The organism is Pseudomonas sp. RT6P73 (assembly GCF_054897715.1).
Genome location: NZ_JBUBUV010000002.1, coordinates 4,338,140 through 4,357,045, shown reverse-complemented (window position 1 = coordinate 4,357,045; position 18,906 = coordinate 4,338,140). Strand labels below are relative to the sequence as shown.

The 18,906-nt window shown below is 60.3% G+C and carries 15 protein-coding genes and 1 pseudogene; 2 read left to right on the top strand and 14 right to left on the bottom strand.

Annotation, left to right across the window (positions count from 1 at the left end):
• Positions 1 to 5: 5 nt before the first annotated feature.
• From arcC to arcD (ACYZT6_RS20380), 4 genes are all read right to left on the bottom strand, one after another.
• Positions 6 to 935 carry a carbamate kinase gene (gene arcC / locus ACYZT6_RS20395; protein ID WP_462028387.1) on the bottom strand — a complete coding sequence of 310 codons (930 nt, stop codon included), beginning with the start codon at positions 933 to 935 and terminating at the stop codon, positions 6 to 8.
• Between the two features lie 186 nt (positions 936 to 1,121).
• The gene (locus tag ACYZT6_RS20390; protein ID WP_438662218.1) at positions 1,122 to 2,132 is read right to left on the bottom strand and encodes an ornithine carbamoyltransferase; all 1,011 of its coding nucleotides are present in this window, start codon (positions 2,130 to 2,132) and stop codon (positions 1,122 to 1,124) included.
• A 68-nt stretch (positions 2,133 to 2,200) separates the two neighbouring features.
• The gene (gene arcA / locus ACYZT6_RS20385; protein ID WP_462028386.1) at positions 2,201 to 3,457 is read right to left on the bottom strand and encodes an arginine deiminase; all 1,257 of its coding nucleotides are present in this window, start codon (positions 3,455 to 3,457) and stop codon (positions 2,201 to 2,203) included.
• Positions 3,458 to 3,493: 36 nt separating this feature from the next.
• Positions 3,494 to 4,921: an arginine-ornithine antiporter gene (gene arcD, locus ACYZT6_RS20380; RefSeq protein WP_462028385.1), complete on the bottom strand. Its 1,428-nt coding sequence runs from the start codon at positions 4,919 to 4,921 to the stop codon at positions 3,494 to 3,496.
• Positions 4,922 to 5,367: 446 nt separating this feature from the next.
• On the opposite strand from arcD (ACYZT6_RS20380), the gene arcD (ACYZT6_RS20375) reads away from it, so the two are divergent.
• Together arcD (ACYZT6_RS20375) and ACYZT6_RS20370 are read left to right on the top strand one after the other, a co-directional pair.
• Complete coding sequence (gene arcD / locus ACYZT6_RS20375) at positions 5,368 to 6,795, top strand: arginine-ornithine antiporter (RefSeq protein WP_462028384.1); 1,428 nt, start codon at positions 5,368 to 5,370, stop codon at positions 6,793 to 6,795.
• The gene (locus ACYZT6_RS20370) at positions 6,792 to 7,655 is read left to right on the top strand and encodes a DNA-3-methyladenine glycosylase family protein (RefSeq protein WP_462028383.1); all 864 of its coding nucleotides are present in this window, start codon (positions 6,792 to 6,794) and stop codon (positions 7,653 to 7,655) included. Before arcD (ACYZT6_RS20375) ends, ACYZT6_RS20370 begins: the two co-directional genes overlap by 4 nt.
• 178 nt (positions 7,656 to 7,833) lie before the next feature.
• Here the strand turns inward: ACYZT6_RS20370 and ACYZT6_RS20365 are convergent, their stop codons facing one another.
• From ACYZT6_RS20365 to gap, 10 genes and pseudogenes are all read right to left on the bottom strand, one after another.
• A complete protein-coding gene (locus tag ACYZT6_RS20365) occupies positions 7,834 to 9,165 on the bottom strand; it encodes a CoA transferase (RefSeq protein ID WP_462028382.1) in 1,332 nt (443 codons plus the stop codon).
• A 202-nt stretch (positions 9,166 to 9,367) separates the two neighbouring features.
• Positions 9,368 to 10,123, bottom strand: a complete 756-nt coding sequence (locus tag ACYZT6_RS20360; protein ID WP_411738967.1) for a methyl-accepting chemotaxis protein — start codon at positions 10,121 to 10,123, stop codon at positions 9,368 to 9,370.
• 102 nt (positions 10,124 to 10,225) lie between these two features.
• Positions 10,226 to 11,242, bottom strand: a pseudogene (locus ACYZT6_RS20355) (methyl-accepting chemotaxis protein); the annotation flags it as partial.
• Between the two features lie 464 nt (positions 11,243 to 11,706).
• Positions 11,707 to 12,096 (bottom strand): YbaN family protein, encoded by a 390-nt coding sequence (locus ACYZT6_RS20350; protein ID WP_462028381.1) that lies wholly within the window; start codon positions 12,094 to 12,096, stop codon positions 11,707 to 11,709.
• A 120-nt stretch (positions 12,097 to 12,216) separates the two neighbouring features.
• A complete protein-coding gene (locus ACYZT6_RS20345) occupies positions 12,217 to 12,819 on the bottom strand; it encodes a biliverdin-producing heme oxygenase (RefSeq protein ID WP_462028380.1) in 603 nt (200 codons plus the stop codon).
• A gap of 116 nt (positions 12,820 to 12,935) precedes the next feature.
• On the bottom strand, positions 12,936 to 15,500 hold the full coding sequence (locus tag ACYZT6_RS20340) for a TonB-dependent receptor (RefSeq protein WP_462028379.1): 2,565 nt from the start codon (positions 15,498 to 15,500) through the stop codon (positions 12,936 to 12,938).
• A gap of 122 nt (positions 15,501 to 15,622) precedes the next feature.
• Positions 15,623 to 16,588, bottom strand: coding sequence for a FecR family protein (locus ACYZT6_RS20335; RefSeq protein WP_462028378.1), 966 nt, complete (start codon positions 16,586 to 16,588; stop codon positions 15,623 to 15,625).
• 97 nt (positions 16,589 to 16,685) lie between these two features.
• Entirely contained in the window at positions 16,686 to 17,213 is a 528-nt protein-coding gene (locus ACYZT6_RS20330) for an RNA polymerase sigma factor (RefSeq protein ID WP_462028377.1), read from the bottom strand.
• Between the two features lie 90 nt (positions 17,214 to 17,303).
• Complete coding sequence (locus ACYZT6_RS20325; protein WP_462028376.1) at positions 17,304 to 17,768, bottom strand: methylglyoxal synthase; 465 nt, start codon at positions 17,766 to 17,768, stop codon at positions 17,304 to 17,306.
• Between the two features lie 16 nt (positions 17,769 to 17,784).
• A complete protein-coding gene (gene gap / locus ACYZT6_RS20320; protein WP_461976146.1) occupies positions 17,785 to 18,786 on the bottom strand; it encodes a type I glyceraldehyde-3-phosphate dehydrogenase in 1,002 nt (333 codons plus the stop codon).
• Positions 18,787 to 18,906: the final 120 nt, after the last annotated feature.

Here is an 18,906-nt window from a genome sequence, read left to right as displayed (position 1 = left end):
TCTCCTTACAAGTAAGTTATGCCAGGTGTCGCCGTGCTGATGCGGGTGCCGGCCTTGCCCTGGACGATCGCCTCGATGTCCGAGAGTGAACCGATCACCGCGGTTTTTCCAGTATGGCGGGCAAACTCGCAAGCGGCCTGGACCTTCGGTCCCATGGAGCCGGCGGCGAAGCCGAGTTTTTCCATGTCGTCGGGGTGGGCCTGGGCGATGGCTTTCTGGGTGGGTTTGCCGTAATCGATGAACGCCGCGCTGACGTCGGTGGCGATCACCAGCAGATCACTTTCAAGCTGTTCAGCCAGCAGCGCCGAACACAGGTCCTTGTCGATCACCGCTTCCACGCCTTGCAGCTTGCCGTGGGCGCCGTACATCGTTGGAATGCCGCCACCGCCGGCGCAGATTACGATGCTGCCTTTTTCCAGCAGCCATTTGATCGGACGGATTTCAAAGATGCGTTTTGGTCTTGGGCTGGCCACCACGCGACGGTATTTGTCGCCGTCCGGGGCAATCGCCCAGCCTTTCTCTGCGGCGAGTTTTTCCGCTTCGGCTTTGGCATAGACCGGGCCGATGGGTTTGGTGGGGTTCTGGAAGGCCGGGTCGTTGGCGTCGACTTCGACCTGGGTCAGCAGGGTCGCGAAGGGCACTTCGAAGTCGAGCAGATTGCCCAGTTCCTGTTCAATGATGTAGCCGATCATGCCTTCGGTTTCGGCACCGAGCACGTCCAGCGGGTAAGGCGAAACCGAGGTATAGGCCGCGGCTTGCAGCGACAGCAGGCCCACTTGCGGGCCATTGCCGTGGGCGATCACCAATTCATTGCCGGCATGGATCTTGGCGATCTGTTCGGTGGCGATCCGGATGTTGGCGCGCTGATTGTCCGCAGTCATGGGTTCACCACGGCGGAGCAGGGCGTTACCGCCCAGAGCAACGACGATACGCATAATGCAGTCCTTCTAAACAGAGAAATTGCGAGCGGCTCGGCCCCACTGTCAGAACTCGGTCTATGTGGGAGCTGGCTTGCCTGCGATGGCATCGCCTCGGTGTATCTGCCAGACCGAGGTGATGCCATCGCAGGCAAGCCAGCTCCCACAGAGGACGCGTTCCTGCAGGAGGAACCGGATCAGTCCTTACAAGTCAGCCAACGTCGATACCAGGATCGCCTTGATCGTGTGCATGCGGTTTTCCGCTTGCTCGAAGGCGATGCAGGCCGGCGACTCGAACACGTCATCGGTGACTTCGATGCCGTTGCTCAAGTTCGGGTACTGCTCGGCAATCTGTTTGCCGATCTTGGTGTCGCTGTTATGGAACGCCGGCAGACAGTGCATGAACTTGGTGCGCGGGTTGCCGGTTGCTTTCATCAGTTCCGCGTTGACCTGGTACGGCAGCAGTTGCTGGATGCGTTCGGCCCAGGCTTCGACCGGCTCGCCCATCGACACCCATACGTCGGTGTGAATGAAGTCCACGCCTTTTACCGCGGCTTTCGGGTCCTCGGTCAGCGTGATGCGGGCGCCGCTTTCTTCACCGTATTTTTTGCAGCGAGCCACCAGATCATCTGTTGGCCACAAGGCTTTGGGCGCGCAGATGCGCACGTCCATTCCCAGCTTGGCGCCGACCAGCAGCAGCGAGTTGCCCATATTGTTGCGGGCGTCGCCCAGGTAGGCGTAGCTGATTTCGTGGATAGGTTTGTCCGCGTGTTCACGCATGGTCAGCACGTCGGCGATCATTTGCGTTGGGTGGTACTCGTCGGTGAGGCCGTTGAACACCGGCACACCGGCGAACTTGGCCAGTTCCTCTACGATTTCCTGCTTGAAGCCACGGTATTCGATGGCGTCGTACATGCGCCCCAGAACGCGGGCGGTGTCCTTCATGCTTTCCTTGTGGCCGATTTGCGAGGAATTCGGGTCGATGTAGGTGACGTTGGCACCTTGGTCATAGGCCGCGACTTCGAAGGCGCAACGGGTGCGGGTCGAGGTTTTTTCGAAGATCAGCGCGATGTTGTTGCCTTTGAGGTGTTGCTGCTCGGTGCCGGTGTACTTCGCACGTTTGAGGTCGCGGGACAGGTCGAGCAGGTAGCGCAGCTCACGGGGCGTGTGGTGCTCCAGGCTGAGCAGGTTACGGTTGTGGATGTTGAACGCCATGATGATTCTCCTTGGATTCGGTAATCGGCCCGGCCGCTACGGGTCAGTGCGGCCGGGGAGATGGTCGTTTAGTAGTCGATAGGGTCGCGAATGATCGGGCAGGTCATGCAATGTCCGCCGCCACGACCGCGTCCGAGTTCGCCGGCGCTGATGGTGATGACCTCCACACCGGCCTTGCGCAGCAGGGTGTTGGTGTAGGTGTTGCGGTCATAACCGATCACCACCCCGGGCTCCACGGCCACCACGTTGTTGCCGTCGTCCCATTGCTCGCGTTCGGCGGCGAAGCTGTTGCCGCCGGTTTCCACCACGCGCAGCGCTTTGAGATTCAGGGCCTTGGCCACGGTGTCGAGGAAGTTGGTTTCTTCGCGGCGAATGTCGATGCCGCCCGGTTTGCCTTCATCAGGGCGCAGGGTGAAGGCGACGATCTGGTTCACCACTTCCGGGAAGATCGTGACCAGGTCGCGGTCGCAGAAGCTGAACACCGTGTCCAGGTGCATTGCTGCACGGGATTTCGGCAGGCCGGCGACGATGACTTTCTCGACGGCTTTGTTCTTGAACAGGTTCACCGCCAGTTGGCCGATGGCCTGGCGGGATGAGCGCTCGCCCATGCCGATCAACACCACGCCGTTGCCGATCGGCATCACGTCGCCGCCTTCAAGGGTGGAGCTGCCGTGTTCCTTGTCCGGGTCGCCGTACCAGATTTCGAAGTCGGCGTTGGTGAACTGTGGGTGGAATTTATAAATGGCGGTGGTCAGCAGGGTTTCCTGGCGACGCGCCGGCCAGTACATCGGGTTCAGTGTCACGCCGCCGTAGATCCAGCAGGTGGTGTCGCGGGTGAATTGGGTGTTGGGCAGCGGCGGCAGAATGAAGCTGGAGTGGCCGAGGAAGTCGCGGAACATCTGAATGGTCTTGCCGCCGAAGCTGTCCGGCAGGTCGTCAGCGGAAACACCGCCAATCAGGAATTCGGCGATCTTGCGCGGCTCCAGGCTGCGTAGCCAGGAGCTGGTTTCGTTGATCAGGCCGAGGCCGACCGAGTTGGCAGTGACCTTGCGTTCCAGAATCCAGTCGAGGGCTTCCGGGATGGCAACGATGTCGGTCAGCAGGTTGTGCATTTCCAGTACATCGATATTGCGTTCGCGCATTTTGTTGACGAAGTCGAAGTGGTCGCGCTTGGCCTGGGCGACCCACAACACATCATCGAAAAGCAGTTCGTCGCAGTTGTTCGGGGTCAGCCTCTGATGGGCCAGGCCTGGGGAGCAAACCATGACTTTGCGCAGTTTGCCGGCTTCGGAATGTACGCCGTACTTAACTTTTTCCGTGGTCATTACAGTGATCCTCCAGATGACAAAACAAGTCGGGTGTTACAGGGTCAGGAAGCCGTCATACAGTCCGTAAGCCGCCACCAGAGCGCCCGCGACGACTGCGGCGAAAATCAGCTTCTCGACGTTGGTGAAAACCGGTTTGTTGACTTCAAGCTTGGCCTTGGCGAACAGGATCGCGCCGGGGGCATAGAGCAGGGCGGAGAGCAGCAGGTATTTGACGCCGCCGGCATAGATCAGCCAGACCGCGTAGATCAACGCGACGGCGCCGATGAACAGGTCTTTGCTGCGTTCGGCCGCTGCGTTTTCATAGCTCTCGCCGCGCACCGCCAGCAGCAGCGCGTAAGCCGCCGACCACAGGTATGGCACCAGAATCATCGAGGTGGCGAGGTAGATCAGCGACAGGTAAGTGCTGGCGGAAAACAGGGTGATGATCAGGAACAGCTGCACCATCGCGTTGGTCAGCCACAAGGCGTTGACCGGCACATGGTTGGCGTTTTCCTTGCGCAGGAAGGCTGGCATGGTGTGGTCCTTGGCGGCGGCGAACATGATCTCCGCACACAGCAGCACCCACGACAGCAACGCACCGAGCAGGGAAATGATCAGGCCGACGCTGATCAGCGCCGCGCCCCACGGACCGACGATATGTTCCAGCACGGCGGCCATCGACGGGTTCTGCAGTTTGGCCAGTTCCGGTTGAGTCATGATGCCCAGCGACAACACGTTCACCAGCACCAGGAACAGCAGCACGGTGATGAAACCGATCACCGTGGCCTTACCGACGTCGCTGCGTTTTTCCGCGCGGGCCGAGAAGATGCTCGCGCCTTCAATGCCGATGAACACCCAGACGGTGACCAGCATCATGTTGCGCACCTGGTTCATCACGCTGCCCAGGTCCGGGTTTTTTACACCCCAGATGTCAGCGGTAAAGATGTCCAGTTTGAACGCAAAAATCGCGATCAGCACAAACAGCAGCAGCGGCACGATCTTGGCGACGGTGGTCACCAGGTTGATGAACGCCGCTTCCTTGATCCCCCGCAGCACGAGGAAATGCACACCCCAGAGCAGCACCGACGCACCGATCACCGCGGCAACCGTATTCCCCTCACCAAAAATGGGAAAGAAGTAGCCGAGGGTGCTGAACAGCAGAACGAAATAACCGACGTTGCCCAGCCAGGCACTGATCCAGTAACCCCAGGCGGACGAGAAACCCATGTAGTCGCCGAAACCGGCCTTGGCGTAGGCGTAGACACCGCCGTCCAGGTCAGGTTTTCGATTGGCAAGAGTCTGGAAGACAAACGCGAGGGTCAGCATGCCGACCGCGGTGATGGCCCAACCGATCAGCACGGCACCGACGTCGGCACTGGCGGCCATGTTCTGCGGCAGGGAAAAAATCCCGCCACCAATCATTGAGCCGACAACCAACGCAACCAATGCGCCCAGCTTTAGTTTTCCGGGGGATTCAGACATTGCATGACTCCAATGCAGGAGAAGAGAGGAAACAGGTTAATTCTGTTAGCTGTTCAATCATCTGACTTAGATCAATGCATGGTGACATTCCATTGTTAATTAATGACTTATGTCGTGTTTATAGGCATATGGCCATTACCTGAAAAGCCCGTTCCAAAAGCTTTGGCTGTCGGTTGAAGAAATAAAGTGGACCCATTGAAGTTTAGACGCTAGTTCGTTTCTCTGGTTTGGCAAGTGTGCGCGTCCGAATTTTTGGTGACATTGATTTATTACGATCTATCGATAAAATCGCTATTTCCAGTCGGCCGTATAGCGTGATCAGTTATAAATAAAAGCACCAAGATTGGCTTTAATTGATAAACGTTATTACGCTTTATCTATTTAGTTAAAACCAACTATGTGACGGTCTCGCGGTGATAGTCGCGGCGGGAAATGGAGACGCAGGAATGTCGCAACCGACGCAAAAGCTTCGTCTGAGTGCCCTGATCGCCCTGGTGGTGGGTTCGATGATCGGCGGCGGGATTTTTTCCTTGCCGCAAAACATGGCCGCGCGTGCCGATGCCGGGGCGATCTTGATTGGTTGGGCGATCACCGCTGTGGGCATGTTGACCCTGGCCTTCGTGTTCCAGACCCTGGCCAATCGCAAACCTGAACTGGACTCCGGGGTGTACGCCTACGCCAAGGCCGGTTTCGGCGATTACATGGGGTTCTCGTCCGCCTGGGGTTACTGGATCAGCGCCTGGCTGGGCAACGTCGGTTATTTCGTGTTGCTGTTCAGCACCCTCGGATATTTCTTTCCGGTGTTCGGCCAGGGCAACACGCCGATCGCCATCGGCTGCGCCTCGGTGCTTCTGTGGGCCGTGCATTTTCTGGTGATGCGCGGGATCAAGGAGGCGACCTTCATCAATCAGCTGACCACCGTGGCCAAGATCGTGCCGCTGATCATGTTCATCGTCATCGCCGCCGTGGCCTTCAAGGCCGACATCTTCACCCGCGACATCTGGGGCCACAGCAACCCGAATTTCGGTGGCGTGATGGACCAGGTGCGCAACATGATGCTGGTCACCGTGTTCGTGTTCATCGGTATTGAAGGCGCCAGTGTGTATTCGGCGCGAGCGGAAAAACGCTCGGACGTCGGCCGGGCGACGGTCATTGGTTTTCTCGGCGTGTTGGTACTGCTGGTGCTGGTGAACGTGTTGTCCCTGGGGATCATGAGCCAGCCTGAATTGGCCAACCTGCAGAACCCTTCTTTGGCGGCGGTGCTGGAACACATCGTCGGCCCTTGGGGCGCGCTGCTGATCAGCATCGGCCTGGCGATTTCGCTGCTGGGTGCGTTGCTGTCCTGGGCGCTGCTCTGCGCTGAAATTTTGTTCGCCACGGCCAAGGACAAGACCATGCCGGCCTTCCTGACCAAGGAAAACGCCAACCACGTGCCGGTCAATGCGTTGTGGCTGACCAACGTGATGATCCAGATTTTCCTGCTGATCACGCTGTTTTCCGCCGGGACTTACACCAGCCTGATCTACCTCGCATCGTCGATGATTCTGGTGCCGTACCTGTGGTCGGCGGCGTACGCGGTGCTGTTGAGCGGACGCGGCGAAACCTACGAGCACGCGTCGGCCGAACGCACCAAGGACCTGATGATCGGGGGCATCGCACTGGGTTATGCGGTGTGGTTGTTGTATGCGGGCGGGGTGAAGTATTTGCTGCTGTCGGCGCTGTTGTATGCGCCGGGGGTGATCTTGTTTGCCAAGGCCAAACACGAACAGGGGGAGCCTCTGTTTACTCATATCGAGAAAGGCATTTTCACCTGCGTGATCAGCGGCGCAGGGCTGGCCGCCTACGGGTTGTACAGCGGATTGTTGTCGTTTTGAGGTTGTTGCTGGCGTATCAACCGCCGTATGACTGGTCGGCGATGCTGGGGTTTTTGTCGGCACGGGCGGTAGCCGGGATGGAAACGGTGGTCGATGGCGTTTATTCGCGAAGCATCGGGTTGAACGGTGTTCACGGTACGTTTTCGATCAGGCCTGCGGCGGGCGATGCGCTGGAAGTGACGCTGGGTTTTCCTGATCCGGCGGCCGTGCCGCAGATCGTCACACGGCTACGGCGGATGTTTGATCTGGATGCGGATTTGCCTGAGATCCATCGACAGTTAGCGGGTGATCCGTTGATGCAGCGGCTGATTGCCGAACGTCCAGGGCTGCGGGTACCGGGCGCGTGGGATGGGTTGGAGTTGGCGATTCGTGCAGTGCTCGGCCAGCAGATTACCGTGGGCGCGGCGATCAAGCTGGCGGGGAAACTGGTGGCGCAGTATGGGCAGCCCTTGCCGTCGCCGATGCCCGGATTGACGCATGTGTTTCCTGACGCAGTCGTTTTGGCGGAGGCGGATCTGGCGACGTTGGGCATGCCGAAAAGTCGCGGGCGGACTTTGTCCGGCGTGGCTCAGGCGTTGCTGGATGATCCCCTGCTGTTTGAGCCGGGGCGGGAGGGCGGTGTGGCGCGCTTGCTGGCGTTGCACGGGATTGGCGACTGGACGGCGCAGTACATTGCGTTGAGGCAGTTGCGGGAGATGGATGCGTTTCCGAGTGGGGATGTGGGGTTGATCAATGCGCTGGCGGCGCTTGAGGGTGGGGCGGTGACGGCGCGGGATTTGTTGAGGCGGGCCGAGGCTTGGCGACCTTGTCGAGGGTATGCGGCGCAGGTGCTTTGGACGTCGTTGAGCCGGATGGATTGAGTTGTTTGTTCCGGCCTCATCGCCAGCAGGCTGGCTCCCACAGGTTTTGTGATCGACATAAATCCGCTGTGGGCAACTGTCTTGATTTTGATGATTTGGTTTGGCTGGCTCCCACAGGTGTTGTGAACGATACAGATTCACTGTGGGAGCCAGCCTGCTGGCGATGGGGCCAGAACGGTCACCACCATTGCGCGCGATGGGAACCCAATTCAGAGGCCGGAAGCGCCCATTGCAACGGCGTCCCGGTGATTTTCAGCGGCACATGAAGCCGATGCGCCGGCCCCCAAGGCGTCTGCTCAACCAGCATGCCTTGATCGTTTTCATCTTCTGCTCGCAGCGCCTCATCGGTTCCCACGCCGTTTTCAATCAACAACTTCGCCGTGCGCGCCAGCGACAACCGGGCTGACCCGCCACGTCCCAACAAGGTGATCGCCGCAGCCGCCATCAAATACCCGGTCGCATGATCAAGTGCCTGAACCGGCAGCGGCGTCGGCTTGTCCATTTTCTGCCACAGCATCCCCGCGTCGGCAATCCCGCTGCTCATCTGCACCAGGCTGTCGAAGCCGCGGCGGTTTTGCCAAGGGCCGCTCCAACCGTAGGCGTTGAGGCACACATCAATCAGGCCCGGCGCCAGTTTTTGGCGCTCGGCAACACCGTAACCCAGCTTTTCCAGTGCATCGGCGCGATGGCCGTGGAGCACGATATCGGCGTCCTTGAGCAAGCTTTCGAACACCGTTCGGTCGTCATTGTTGTGCAGGTCCAGTCGCGCACAGCGTTTGCCCAACGTGACTTCCGGCACCACACCGGGTTCGTTCCAGGTCGGTGGGTCGATGCGCAACACATCGGCGCCGAGGCCGGCGAGAAAACGACTGGCGACGGGGCCGGCGAGTACGCGCGTGAGGTCCAGCACCTTGATCCCGGCCAGCGGTTGCGCCACTGAACCCTGCCACGATTTCGGCTGTTGAGAGGACGCGGCGCTGAACTGAATCAACGGTTCGGCGTTCACCGCCAACCCTTGAGGATGCGCCTGCCATTGCGCCCAGCTGCGCATCTCGGCGGCGCACCCACCGGCATCGACCACGGCCTGTTCCAGATCGGTTTTAGCCCATTGCGCAACCTTGCTCGCCATCGCCGCACGGTCGGCACAGGCGCCGAGCACGCTTTCGGCGGCGGTGCGATGATGCGGTGCGTTGGTGTGCAAGCGGATCCAGCCGTCCTGGGTCGCGTAGTCTCCGGCCACCGGGTCCCACAGCGGTGGCACGCTCCAGCCCACGGGGCGAATCGAAGTGGCGAACCAGAAAGAGGCCAGGCGGCGGTCGACTTCAAGGCCGGGCAAACGACCGGTGTGTTGCTGCAGTAATTCGCTGACCGCTTGGCCGGCAGCCGCGATGCTGGCGCAGGCCAGGTCCGTCACGGCAAACGCCGAGGGCAGGGCGCCGCTCGACGTAAAAGGAATCGGCGTGAGAGGCAAGCCGAGTGCGGCTTGAATGGACGTGAGTAAACCAGTCATCGAAGGCCCTCCGGAGCGAGAGCCCGAGCATAGATCAAAAATCTGCTCGCCCGGATGAAAATCCCTTTGTAGGAGCGAGCGGTGCGGCGATCCGACTTGCCCGCGAAGGCGGTTGATCATTCAACATTGATGTCGACTGATAAACCGCTTTCGCGGGCAAGTCGGATCGCCGCACCGCTCGCTCCTACAGGGGCAGCTCCAGTTATACCCGGAACTGATCCATCAGTTTCATCTGGTGGGTGGTCAGAGAGTTGAGTTGGCTGCTGATCTGCGCCGATTCAGTGGCCTGGCCGGTCAGGGTTTCGGTGACGGTACGGATCGCCGAGACGTTGCGGTTGACCTCTTCGGCCACGGCGCTTTGCTGTTCGGCGGCGCTGGCGATTTGCAGGTTCATGTCGCTGATCACCGTGACCGCGTCGCTGATTTTGCTCAAGGCCTGCACCGCTTGCTGGATCTGCCCGGCATTGCTGTGGGCCTGGGTCTGGCTCGAATGCATGGTGGCGACCACGCCGCGCGTGCCGGTCTGAATGCGCTCGATCACGATGCGGATTTCTTCCACCGAATCCTGGGTGCGTTTGGCCAGGTTGCGCACTTCATCGGCCACTACAGCAAACCCGCGACCACTCTCGCCGGCACGGGCGGCTTCGATGGCCGCGTTCAGGGCCAGCAGGTTGGTCTGTTCGGCGATGCTGCGGATCACTTCCAGCACCGAACCGATTTGCTCGCTGTTGACCGCCAGCGCTTCGACTTCGGTCACGGCCTTGCTGACTTCGTCGGCCAGTTGATTGATGTCGCGGGTGCTGCGTTCGATGATCGACATGCCATCGCGAGCCGACTGGTCGGCGCCTTTCGCGGCATTGGCGGCGTTCGAGGCGCTGTTGGCGACGTCGTGGGCGGTGGCGCTCATTTCGTTGGACGCGGTGGCGACCTGGTCGATTTCGCGGAACTGCACTTGCATGCCTTCGCTGGTCTGACGGGCGATTTCCGAAGACTGGTCGGCGGTGCCCCGGGCGTCGGTGATGCTTTGTTTGATCTGCGCGATGGTCGGTTGCAGCTTGTCGAGGAAACGGTTGAACCAGCTGACCAGTTCGCCCAGTTCATCCTTCTTGCTGTAGTGCAGACGCTGCGTCAGGTCGCCGTCGCCGCTGGCAATCGCCTTGAGCATCTCGGCAACGCTGTTGATCGGCCGGGTCACGCCCGACGCGGTGAGCCAGATCAGCAACAGACCGACCAGGCCTGCCGCGACAGCCACCAGCACCGCTTTGATCGTGCCGCTTTGCTGGGCGTCATCGAGCACCGCTTGCAGCTTGACCGAATCGGCCAGCAGCACGTGTTTGGGCAGGTCGATCACCACGCCCCAGGCTTTGGAGTCGGGAATCGGGCTGACTGGATACACCGCACGGATCAAGTCGCCTTGTTCAAGAATCTTCGGTGCGCCGCCGCTGAGCAATTGCAGGACTTCCTTGCCATCCGCGCCCAGCGTGTCGCCGATGCTTTTTCCGACCTTGCTCGCGTCAACGCTGTAACCGGCGAGCACGCCGCTGCCGGAGACGATCAGCATGTGCCCGGCGTTGTTGAACAGATCACGCTGGGAATCGACAGCGGCTGCCTGCAGAGCGTCGAGAGCGATGTCGACACCGACCACGCCGATGGATTTGCCATCCACCAGCAGCGGTACGGAAATGGTGGTCATCAGCATTTCCTTGCCGCCGACGGTGTCGGCATACGGGTCCAGCAAGCAGGTGCGTTTGCTGTCGCGAGGGCAGGTGTACCAGCTGTTGTAAGGCGTACCGCTGAGGCTCAAGGTGGTTTTGGTCATGTCGTCTTCGACCATGATCGTGTTGATCCCGGCCCCCCCGGCACGGCTCCAGTAACTGGCGAAACGCCCGGCTTCGTTGGACTGGCGAGCCGCATCGTTGGCGAACTCGCTGTCCTTGCCGTCGAGGCCATTGGGCTCGAACGCCAGCCAGATCCCCAGCACTTTGCTGTTGCGCTCGAACGCGGTTTTCAGGCTCTGGTTCAACTCCTCACGCAGGGCACCGGCCTCAAGCGAGCGCTTGGCGGCCAGGGTGCGCATGTCCTTGATCTGGTCCGCCAGGGACGTCACCACCAGCAGACTTTCGCCGAAGGTCTTCTGCACCCGCACCGCTTGTTCGGCGGCCTTGGCCTGGAGCAGGTCCTGCACGCTGGCGGTGAGCATCTTGCTGCTCGAGGCGCTGACCAGTTCATCGTTCTGATTGGTCTGGTGGAAGTTCATGCTGACGATCAGCACGACCACGCCCAGCAGGCAAAGGCCGGACAGCAAGACGATTTTCAGGCGGATAGAGAGAGAGTCGAACATAGGGCGAACTCGCGAATGGGTGAAGTGTTGGCTGTGGGCCGATGTCGACCCGGTTCGCCAAGTCCATTCAGCGCCATTTAATGCACATCGGCGTAGGGCGAGGATGCATGATGGTGGCTCCGACGAACGGTCATGGTTGAACGTTTGCGCGGAAAAATGTGCCGAAAAGCGGATTAAAACGGGGAAAAATCGCGGTGGAGTCAGGAGGGTTGCGGTAGTGATTCCGGTCGCGACCAGATCCACAGATTGCCCAGGCTCATGCCTGCAATGGCCAGGTAAATCGGCCAGCCGTGATCGAGCATTACCAGCATCAACCCGGCGCACAGCAGCATGCTCACGGTGGCGCTGACCTTGGCTCGACGCGCGATGATTTTGCCGTTGCGCCAGTTGCAGAGGATCGGCCCGAACAGCCGATGGTTTTCCAGCCAGGCACTCAGGCGCGGCGAACTCCTGGTCGCGGCCCAGGCGGCGAGCAGGATGAACTCGGTGGTCGGCAGGCCGGGAATGACGATGGCGATCAGACCGATGCCCAGGCTGACATAGGCCAGCAGGCCGAACAGAATGCGGACGAGTTTTGACGTGGTGATCATAAGGTTTACGGTGCTTTGTAGGAGCGAGGCTTGCCCGCGAATGGTACGACGCGGTGCTTCAGACAGACCGCGTTATCGTTCTTCGCGGGCAAGCCTCGCTCCTACAGGGAAAGTGGTGTGTCAGGCGAGTTCGGGGGTGTAAGCCTGTTCCAGCAGCACGGTGAAGCGGTTGAACGCATCGACAGCGGCCTGCTCGATTTCCGCTTCTTCCTGAGCGCTGAACGCCAGCGAGTCGAGGGTTTTGACGAAGTTTTTCCAGCCTTCAGCCCGACCACCTGCCGGTTCGCCGAGGTGGCGGGCGCCGAACGTTTCGCTCAAGCCCAGACCCACAGCACGCTTGATCAGGAACGCTGCGCCCAACTTCGAACCTTCGGAAACGAACAGCCAGCCCAGCGCTTCGGCCTTGCTAGGGTTGTTCACCGCGCCAGCCACCGGTGCCGGCACTTCAGTGTCCAGATCCGCCAGGTCAGCCTTGGCCGCTTCGGCCCGGCAACGCGCCGGCAAGTCCGCAACGATGGCGGTCAACTCTGCATCGTTGTACAGCGACACCAGTTCCGACTGAAACAAATACTGCGCCACCACGAAACGGGCGAAATTGGCCTGGGTTTCGAACGGTGCGTGGGCTTTGACCAAGGCATCGAGTTTGGTGTGAGGCTCGTTGGTGATCTGGTTCAAACGTTGCGAACGCAGAGCAGGGCGTTGAGCGGTGTCCTGAGGGGTCATGAGAAATCCTTGAGAAAAAGAGGCGCTTGGTAACGAGACGAACAAGAGGGCACCAGACAGTAAAAAAACCTCACTGCAGCGCTTTTATAAAAAGCGGCGCAGTGAAGTCATCAGCATCAGATGTCCCAGACCAGATTGATCGCGAAGTTGCGGCCCGGTTGGGTCAGGCGATCGAGATTGGCCGGTTGCGTCACCGAGGCTTCCCCGACGCTGTCGTAACCGCGCACGTCGTCCCACTGCCAGTATTTCTTGTCGGTCAGGTTGTACAGGCCGGCATTGACGGTCACGTCGTCGGTCACCTTGTAGAAACCAGCCAGGTCGAGCACGCCATAACCCGGGGTCTTGAACTGGGTGCTGGTGCCGTCCGGGGTTTTGAAGCTGGTGCTGTCGACGCGGGTCTTGCGTTTGACCAGAGTCCAGCTCAACAGGGCGCCGTAGTTATCCTGGTCGTATCCGAGGCCGAACACGCCGGTCAGCGGGTTGATGCTGTTCAGCGGCTGACCGTTGTCGTCGTTGCGGCCGTACAGGTAAGCCACCGAGCCTTGAGTGTAGAGGCCGGTCGGGGCGCCGATACTGTCGAGGTTCAGGCGACCCTTGAGCTCAACGCCCTTGATGGTGGCGTGGGCAATGTTATTGCTCTGGAACGTGGTCTCGCTGTAGCCGGGGGTGATGGCGTTCTCGTCGATGAAGTCGCGGTATTTGTTGTAGAACACCGCCACATCGAACGTGCCTGCGTCGAACTGACCGCGCAGGCCGGTTTCATAGCTCTTGCTCTTTTCCGGTTCCAGGTCCGGGTTGGGCGCGACCTGGTAGCCGCCCGCCAGGTTTTCGAAACGACCGTACAAAGCCTTGGCGGTCGGCGTGCGGAAGCCTTCGGCGTATTGGCCGTACCAGGTGTAGTTGTCGTTGAAGCTGTAAGTGGTGCCGAATTTTGGCGACAGACGATGCCAGGTTTTTGTGCTATCGCTCACCACGCCGTTGCCGCTCTGGTCGGCGGTGGCCAGGAACTCGTCGGTGATGTGCGGCTTGAGTTCGGTGTAGTCGTAGCGCGCGCCGGGCAGGAAGGTCCAGTTGCCCCAGCTGATCTGGTCCTGGGCAAACAGGCTGTAGCTGTTGATGGTCGGGTCCGGGAAGTCGCTGGCCGGTTTCAGGGTGTCGGCGGCACTTGGTGCACCGATGACCCGGCAAGCACCCGCCACGGTCAGGCAAGTGCCGCTGCCGGTACGCAGGCCGGTGACTTTGTCCTGCTTGATGGTGGTGCCATAGGTGAAAAGGTGATCGGTGTCGGCGATGACGAACGACTTGTCAGCCTGAGCATCGAACACCCATTGGCGATCCTTGTAATTGGTATCGCGGTTACGCAGCACGGTACGCGACGGCGCGTAGATTTCTTCGGTGCTCTGGTCGGTCTTGGCGATCTGGTAGTTCAGCGACCACTTGATGTTGTCGGCCAGCACACTGTCCAGGCCGAAGCGGTGTTCAAGGCCGAAGCGCTCGCGGGTGACCGTGTCGTTGCCGGTGCGGGATTTATAGAAGCCGAAACCGCGACCCGCATTGAACGGGCCGCCCACGGCGCTCAGCTGATGGGTGTCGCGGTCGTCCTTGTAGTGCTCGTAGGTCAGGCCGAAGCGCGCGTCGTCGGCATAGTCCCAGCCCAGTTTGGCCAACACGTTGGTGGTGCGCACGTCCTCGGGGTTAGCTTCGGTACGGTTCAGGCCGATGCCGCCGGTTTCGCCGTAGGATTCGGTTTCATGACCGTTGCGTTGGCTCAAGTGCAGCAAACCGTCGAAGTCACCGGTGCGACCGGCGACCGTGCCGGAGGTCAACCCGCTGTCATCCGCCGAGCTGTAACCGGTTTTCAAACGTGCGCCGACGTCCTTGCCCGGTTTGATGATGTCGTCCGGGTCCAGCGTGTAGTAGCTGACCGCGCCGCCGATGGCGTTGCTGCCGTAAAGCACCGACGCCGGGCCGCGCAGGATTTCAACGCGTTTGACGATCTCGGGGTCGACGTAGTTGCGGTTGGTCTGGGCATAAGGGCCGTTGAAGAAACTGTCGGGCACTTGCACGCCGTCGATCTGCGTCAGCACGCGGTCGCCGTCGATGCCGCGGATGTTGTAACCCGTCAGACCGGCACGCTGGCCGGCGCCGCCGACCGATACGCCCGGTTCGTAGCGCACCAGATCCTTGATGTTATTGACGTTGTTGCGGTCCAGGTCTTCGCGGGTCTGGACCGTCACCGTGCTCGGCACGCTGCTCACGTCCTGTTCATTTCGGGTGGCGCTGATGGTCACCTGATCCAGGTTGAGCGCGTTACTGTTGCTGCGCTTTTCCAGCACGATGTTGTTACTGCCCAGTTTGCGATAGCTCAGGTTGGTCCCCACCAACAGGCGATCGAGGGCATTTTCCGGTGGCAACGAACCGCGCACACCCGGCGAGGCCACACCGTCCGCCAGTTCGGCGGGCAAGCCGACTTGCCAGCCTGTCACCGCGGTAAAGGCATTGAGTGCCGAGACCAGCGACTGCTGCGGGATGGCAAACGCGTAATCGCCCATGTTGCGGGTCGGCTGCCCGGCGGCAGTGGCGGCCAGCAGCGGCGCGCTGCCGGCCATCAGGATGGCGGCCGTCAGCAGCGACAGCACGCGGGAAGGTGAAGAGGACTGGCGGGTATGGCGAGAGGACATCGATAGCGCTCCGTGTCGCACGAATCTTTATAGGTGCTGATTGGCATGGCGAGATGCGAATCAATTGCATTGGCTATAACGAGACGAACGAGCTTTGGCTATCGAGTAAAAATAATTCTCATTTAGTTCAAGATCACCAACGCGGGGAATTCCTGGAGGCGTGCGGAGGTGATGTGAGCGAGCGAGCGGACCACGTCCAACGGCTGGTCGAGACGGTAATTGCCGGTCACGGCGACGTCGGCCAACTGCTCGTTGGTGTTGATGATCCAGCCCGGATAATAGCGGCGCAGCTCCGCCAGCACTTGGCTCAGCGGGCAGTTCTCGAACACCAGTCGGCCCTGGACCCACGCCAGGTCCGTGGCTGCATCGAGTTTGGCCGGGCTGTCGAAACCGTTGGGGCCGATACGGATGCTTTCCCCGGCAGACAGTCGCACCCGGGCATCGTCGCGGGTGGCCCGCAGATCGACATCGCCACGCTGCACCCGAACCTGCGCCACGCCATCCAGATAACGCACGGCAAACGCGGTATCGCGCACGCTGGCCTTGACCGGTCCGGCGTCGATTTCCAGTGGCTGGCCGCGATTGGCAGGTACCTCGAAAAACGCCTCGCCCTGATATAGCCGGGCCACGCGCTGTTGATCGTTGATGGTGCTGGAGAACGCGGAGTTGGTATTGAGCAGGACTTTCGAGCCGTCCTCCAGTTGCAGACGCTGGCGTTCACCGACCACAGTCAAGTGATCGGCCTGGAGCCGAATCGGCAGATTGCTGAAACTGAACAAACCGAGAATCAGCACCGCAGCCGTGGTCAGCGGTTTCCAGTGCGGACGCAGGCGCGACAGGACCGTCACTTTCGGTGGCCGGGCGGCCAGGCTTTGTGCGCATTGCACCACTTGCGGGCCATCCCAGATCGCCTGAGCCTTGGCGAACGCTTCGGCATGCAACGGATCGGCGGCCAGCCAGTCATGAAACTGTCGGGTCTGTTCCTCGCTCGGACTGCCCAGCACGATCAGCCAGTCCAGAGCCTGGTCCATCGCACTTGCGGCGTCCCGCGCCGGGGAGGGCGGAGGGGAACGGTGGGTGTCCGTCACGGTGTTTCCTCGGCAGTGGCAAGTGGAGTAGTTTTAAGTTTCAAGCTACAAGCTGCAAGCCCGAGCTCAGTTCGGAGTTTAGCTTGCAGCTTGCCGCTTATAACTTGCCGCTGCTGTCATGCCGTTCAGCGACACCAATGCAGATCGCCATGATCAGCTTCAGTTCTTTCTGCACGGTGCTCAATGAGACGTTGAGCTTTTCGGCGATCTCCAGATAGCTGTGCCCGTGCAGTCGGCTGAGGATGAAAATCTGCTGCTGCCGATGGCTGAGTTCACTGAGGCTCACGTTCAAACGCTCCAGCAATTGTTCGGCATGGGCAGCATCCTCGGCGCTACTCACTGGTGAGGCAACCGCCTGCAGCACGTCCAGTGGCACGTCGTCGAGCATCGTGCGGGACTGAATGCGCCGCGCACGCAAATGGTCCAGCGCCAGGTTGCGGGCGGTCTGGAAAACGAAGGGTTCAAGGTGATCGATGGCCCGTTCACTGAGCGCCCGGGTCACTCGCAGGTAGGTCTCCTGCAAGAGGTCCTCGGCGGTGCTGTGATTGTTGACCATCCGCTCCAGCGTGCGCAGCAGAGAAACTCGCTGGGCAATGAAGACGTGATTGAAGCGAGCTTGACTCACGGGAGGACCTGATCCATTTCAAGCGGATGATAATGCTTATCATCCGCTTGAGTGGTCAAGTGCTGATTTGTGAAGCTGACTTGCGAAGGGCTAGGCTCGACCCAGCAGATAAGTCGCGTAATCGGGGATACGGTGTTGGTGCGCCTGCTCCATCATCGGGCTGCTGAGCAGGTAGTCGGCGCTGCATTCATTGCACGCCACCGGAATGTTCCAGACCGCCGCGACCCGCAGCAACGCCTTGATGTCCGGGTCATGCGGTTGCGGTTCGAACGGGTCCCAGAAGAACACCAGCATGTCGACCCGCTGCTCGGCGATGCGTGCACCGAGTTGCTGATCGCCGCCCAACGGCCCGCTGATCATGCTTTCCACCGGCAGATCCAGGCGTTGTTGCAATAACAAACCCGTGGTGCCGGTGGCGACCAGTTCATGTTGCGCGAGCTTGTCTTTCTGCCGTTCGGCCCAGTCGAGCAAAAACACCTTGCAGTGGTCATGGGCGACCAGGGCGATACGCTTGCGCGCCGCCATGGTCTTTTGCGTGAAGCTGATACCGATCATGGGCGTTGCTCCCCGGTCACTCTGCGTTGCACAGCGCCAGGCAGTTATCGAGCATGCGGTTGGAGAAGCCCCACTCGTTGTCGTACCAGGCCAGTACCTTGAGCAGCTTGCCGCTGGACTTGGTGTGGTTGGCGTCGAAGATCGACGACAGCGGGTTGTGGTTGAAGTCGCTGGAGACCAGCGGCAGGGTGTTGTAGCCGAGAATCTTCGAGTGCTGGCTGGCTTCTTTGAGCAGCGCGTTCACTTCATCGGCCGACGCTTCACGCTTGAGCTGCACGGTCAGGTCCACCAGCGACACATTGATCACCGGAACACGCACCGCCATGCCGGTCAGTTTGCCGGCCAGTTCCGGCAGCACCAGGCCGACCGCTTCAGCGGCGCCGGTCTTGCTCGGGATCATGTTCTGGGTGGCCGAACGGGCGCGGTACGGGTCGGTGTGGTAGACGTCGGTCAGGTTCTGGTCGTTGGTGTAGGCGTGGATCGTGGTCATCAGACCGCTTTCGATCCCCAGTTCGCGGTGCAGCACCTGGGCCACCGGGGCCAGGCAGTTGGTGGTGCACGACGCGTTGGAAATGATCTGGTGCGATTGGCGCAGAATGTCGTGGTTAACCCCGTACACCACAGTGGCGTCGGCGCCTTTGGCCGGGGCCGAGATGATCACTTTGCGTGCGCCGGCCGTAATATGTGCGGCGGCTTTGGCGCGGTCGGTGAACAGGCCGGTGCATTCGAACACGACATCAATTTTTTCCGCGGCCCAGGGCAGGTCGGCCGGGTTGCGAATGGCGCTGACAGCAATGCGGTCGCCGTTGACGGTCAGGCTTTCCTGATCGTGCTGAACATCGGCGTCGAACGTGCCGTGAACAGTGTCGTACTTGAGCAGATGAGCGTTCATCGCGCTGTCGCCCAAGTCATTGATGGCAACGATCTGCAGGTCTTGGCGATAGCCTTGGGTATACAGTGCGCGGAGGACGTTACGGCCAATTCGGCCAAAACCATTGATTGCGATTCGAAGAGTCATTTAACAGGGCCGCCGTCGTTTTGTTGTTGGAATTACAAGATTATTCGCATAAAAATAGAAAACAAGCCTTTTTAATGGCAATATTTTGTTCAATCTACAACGAGTGACCTGAATCAACTG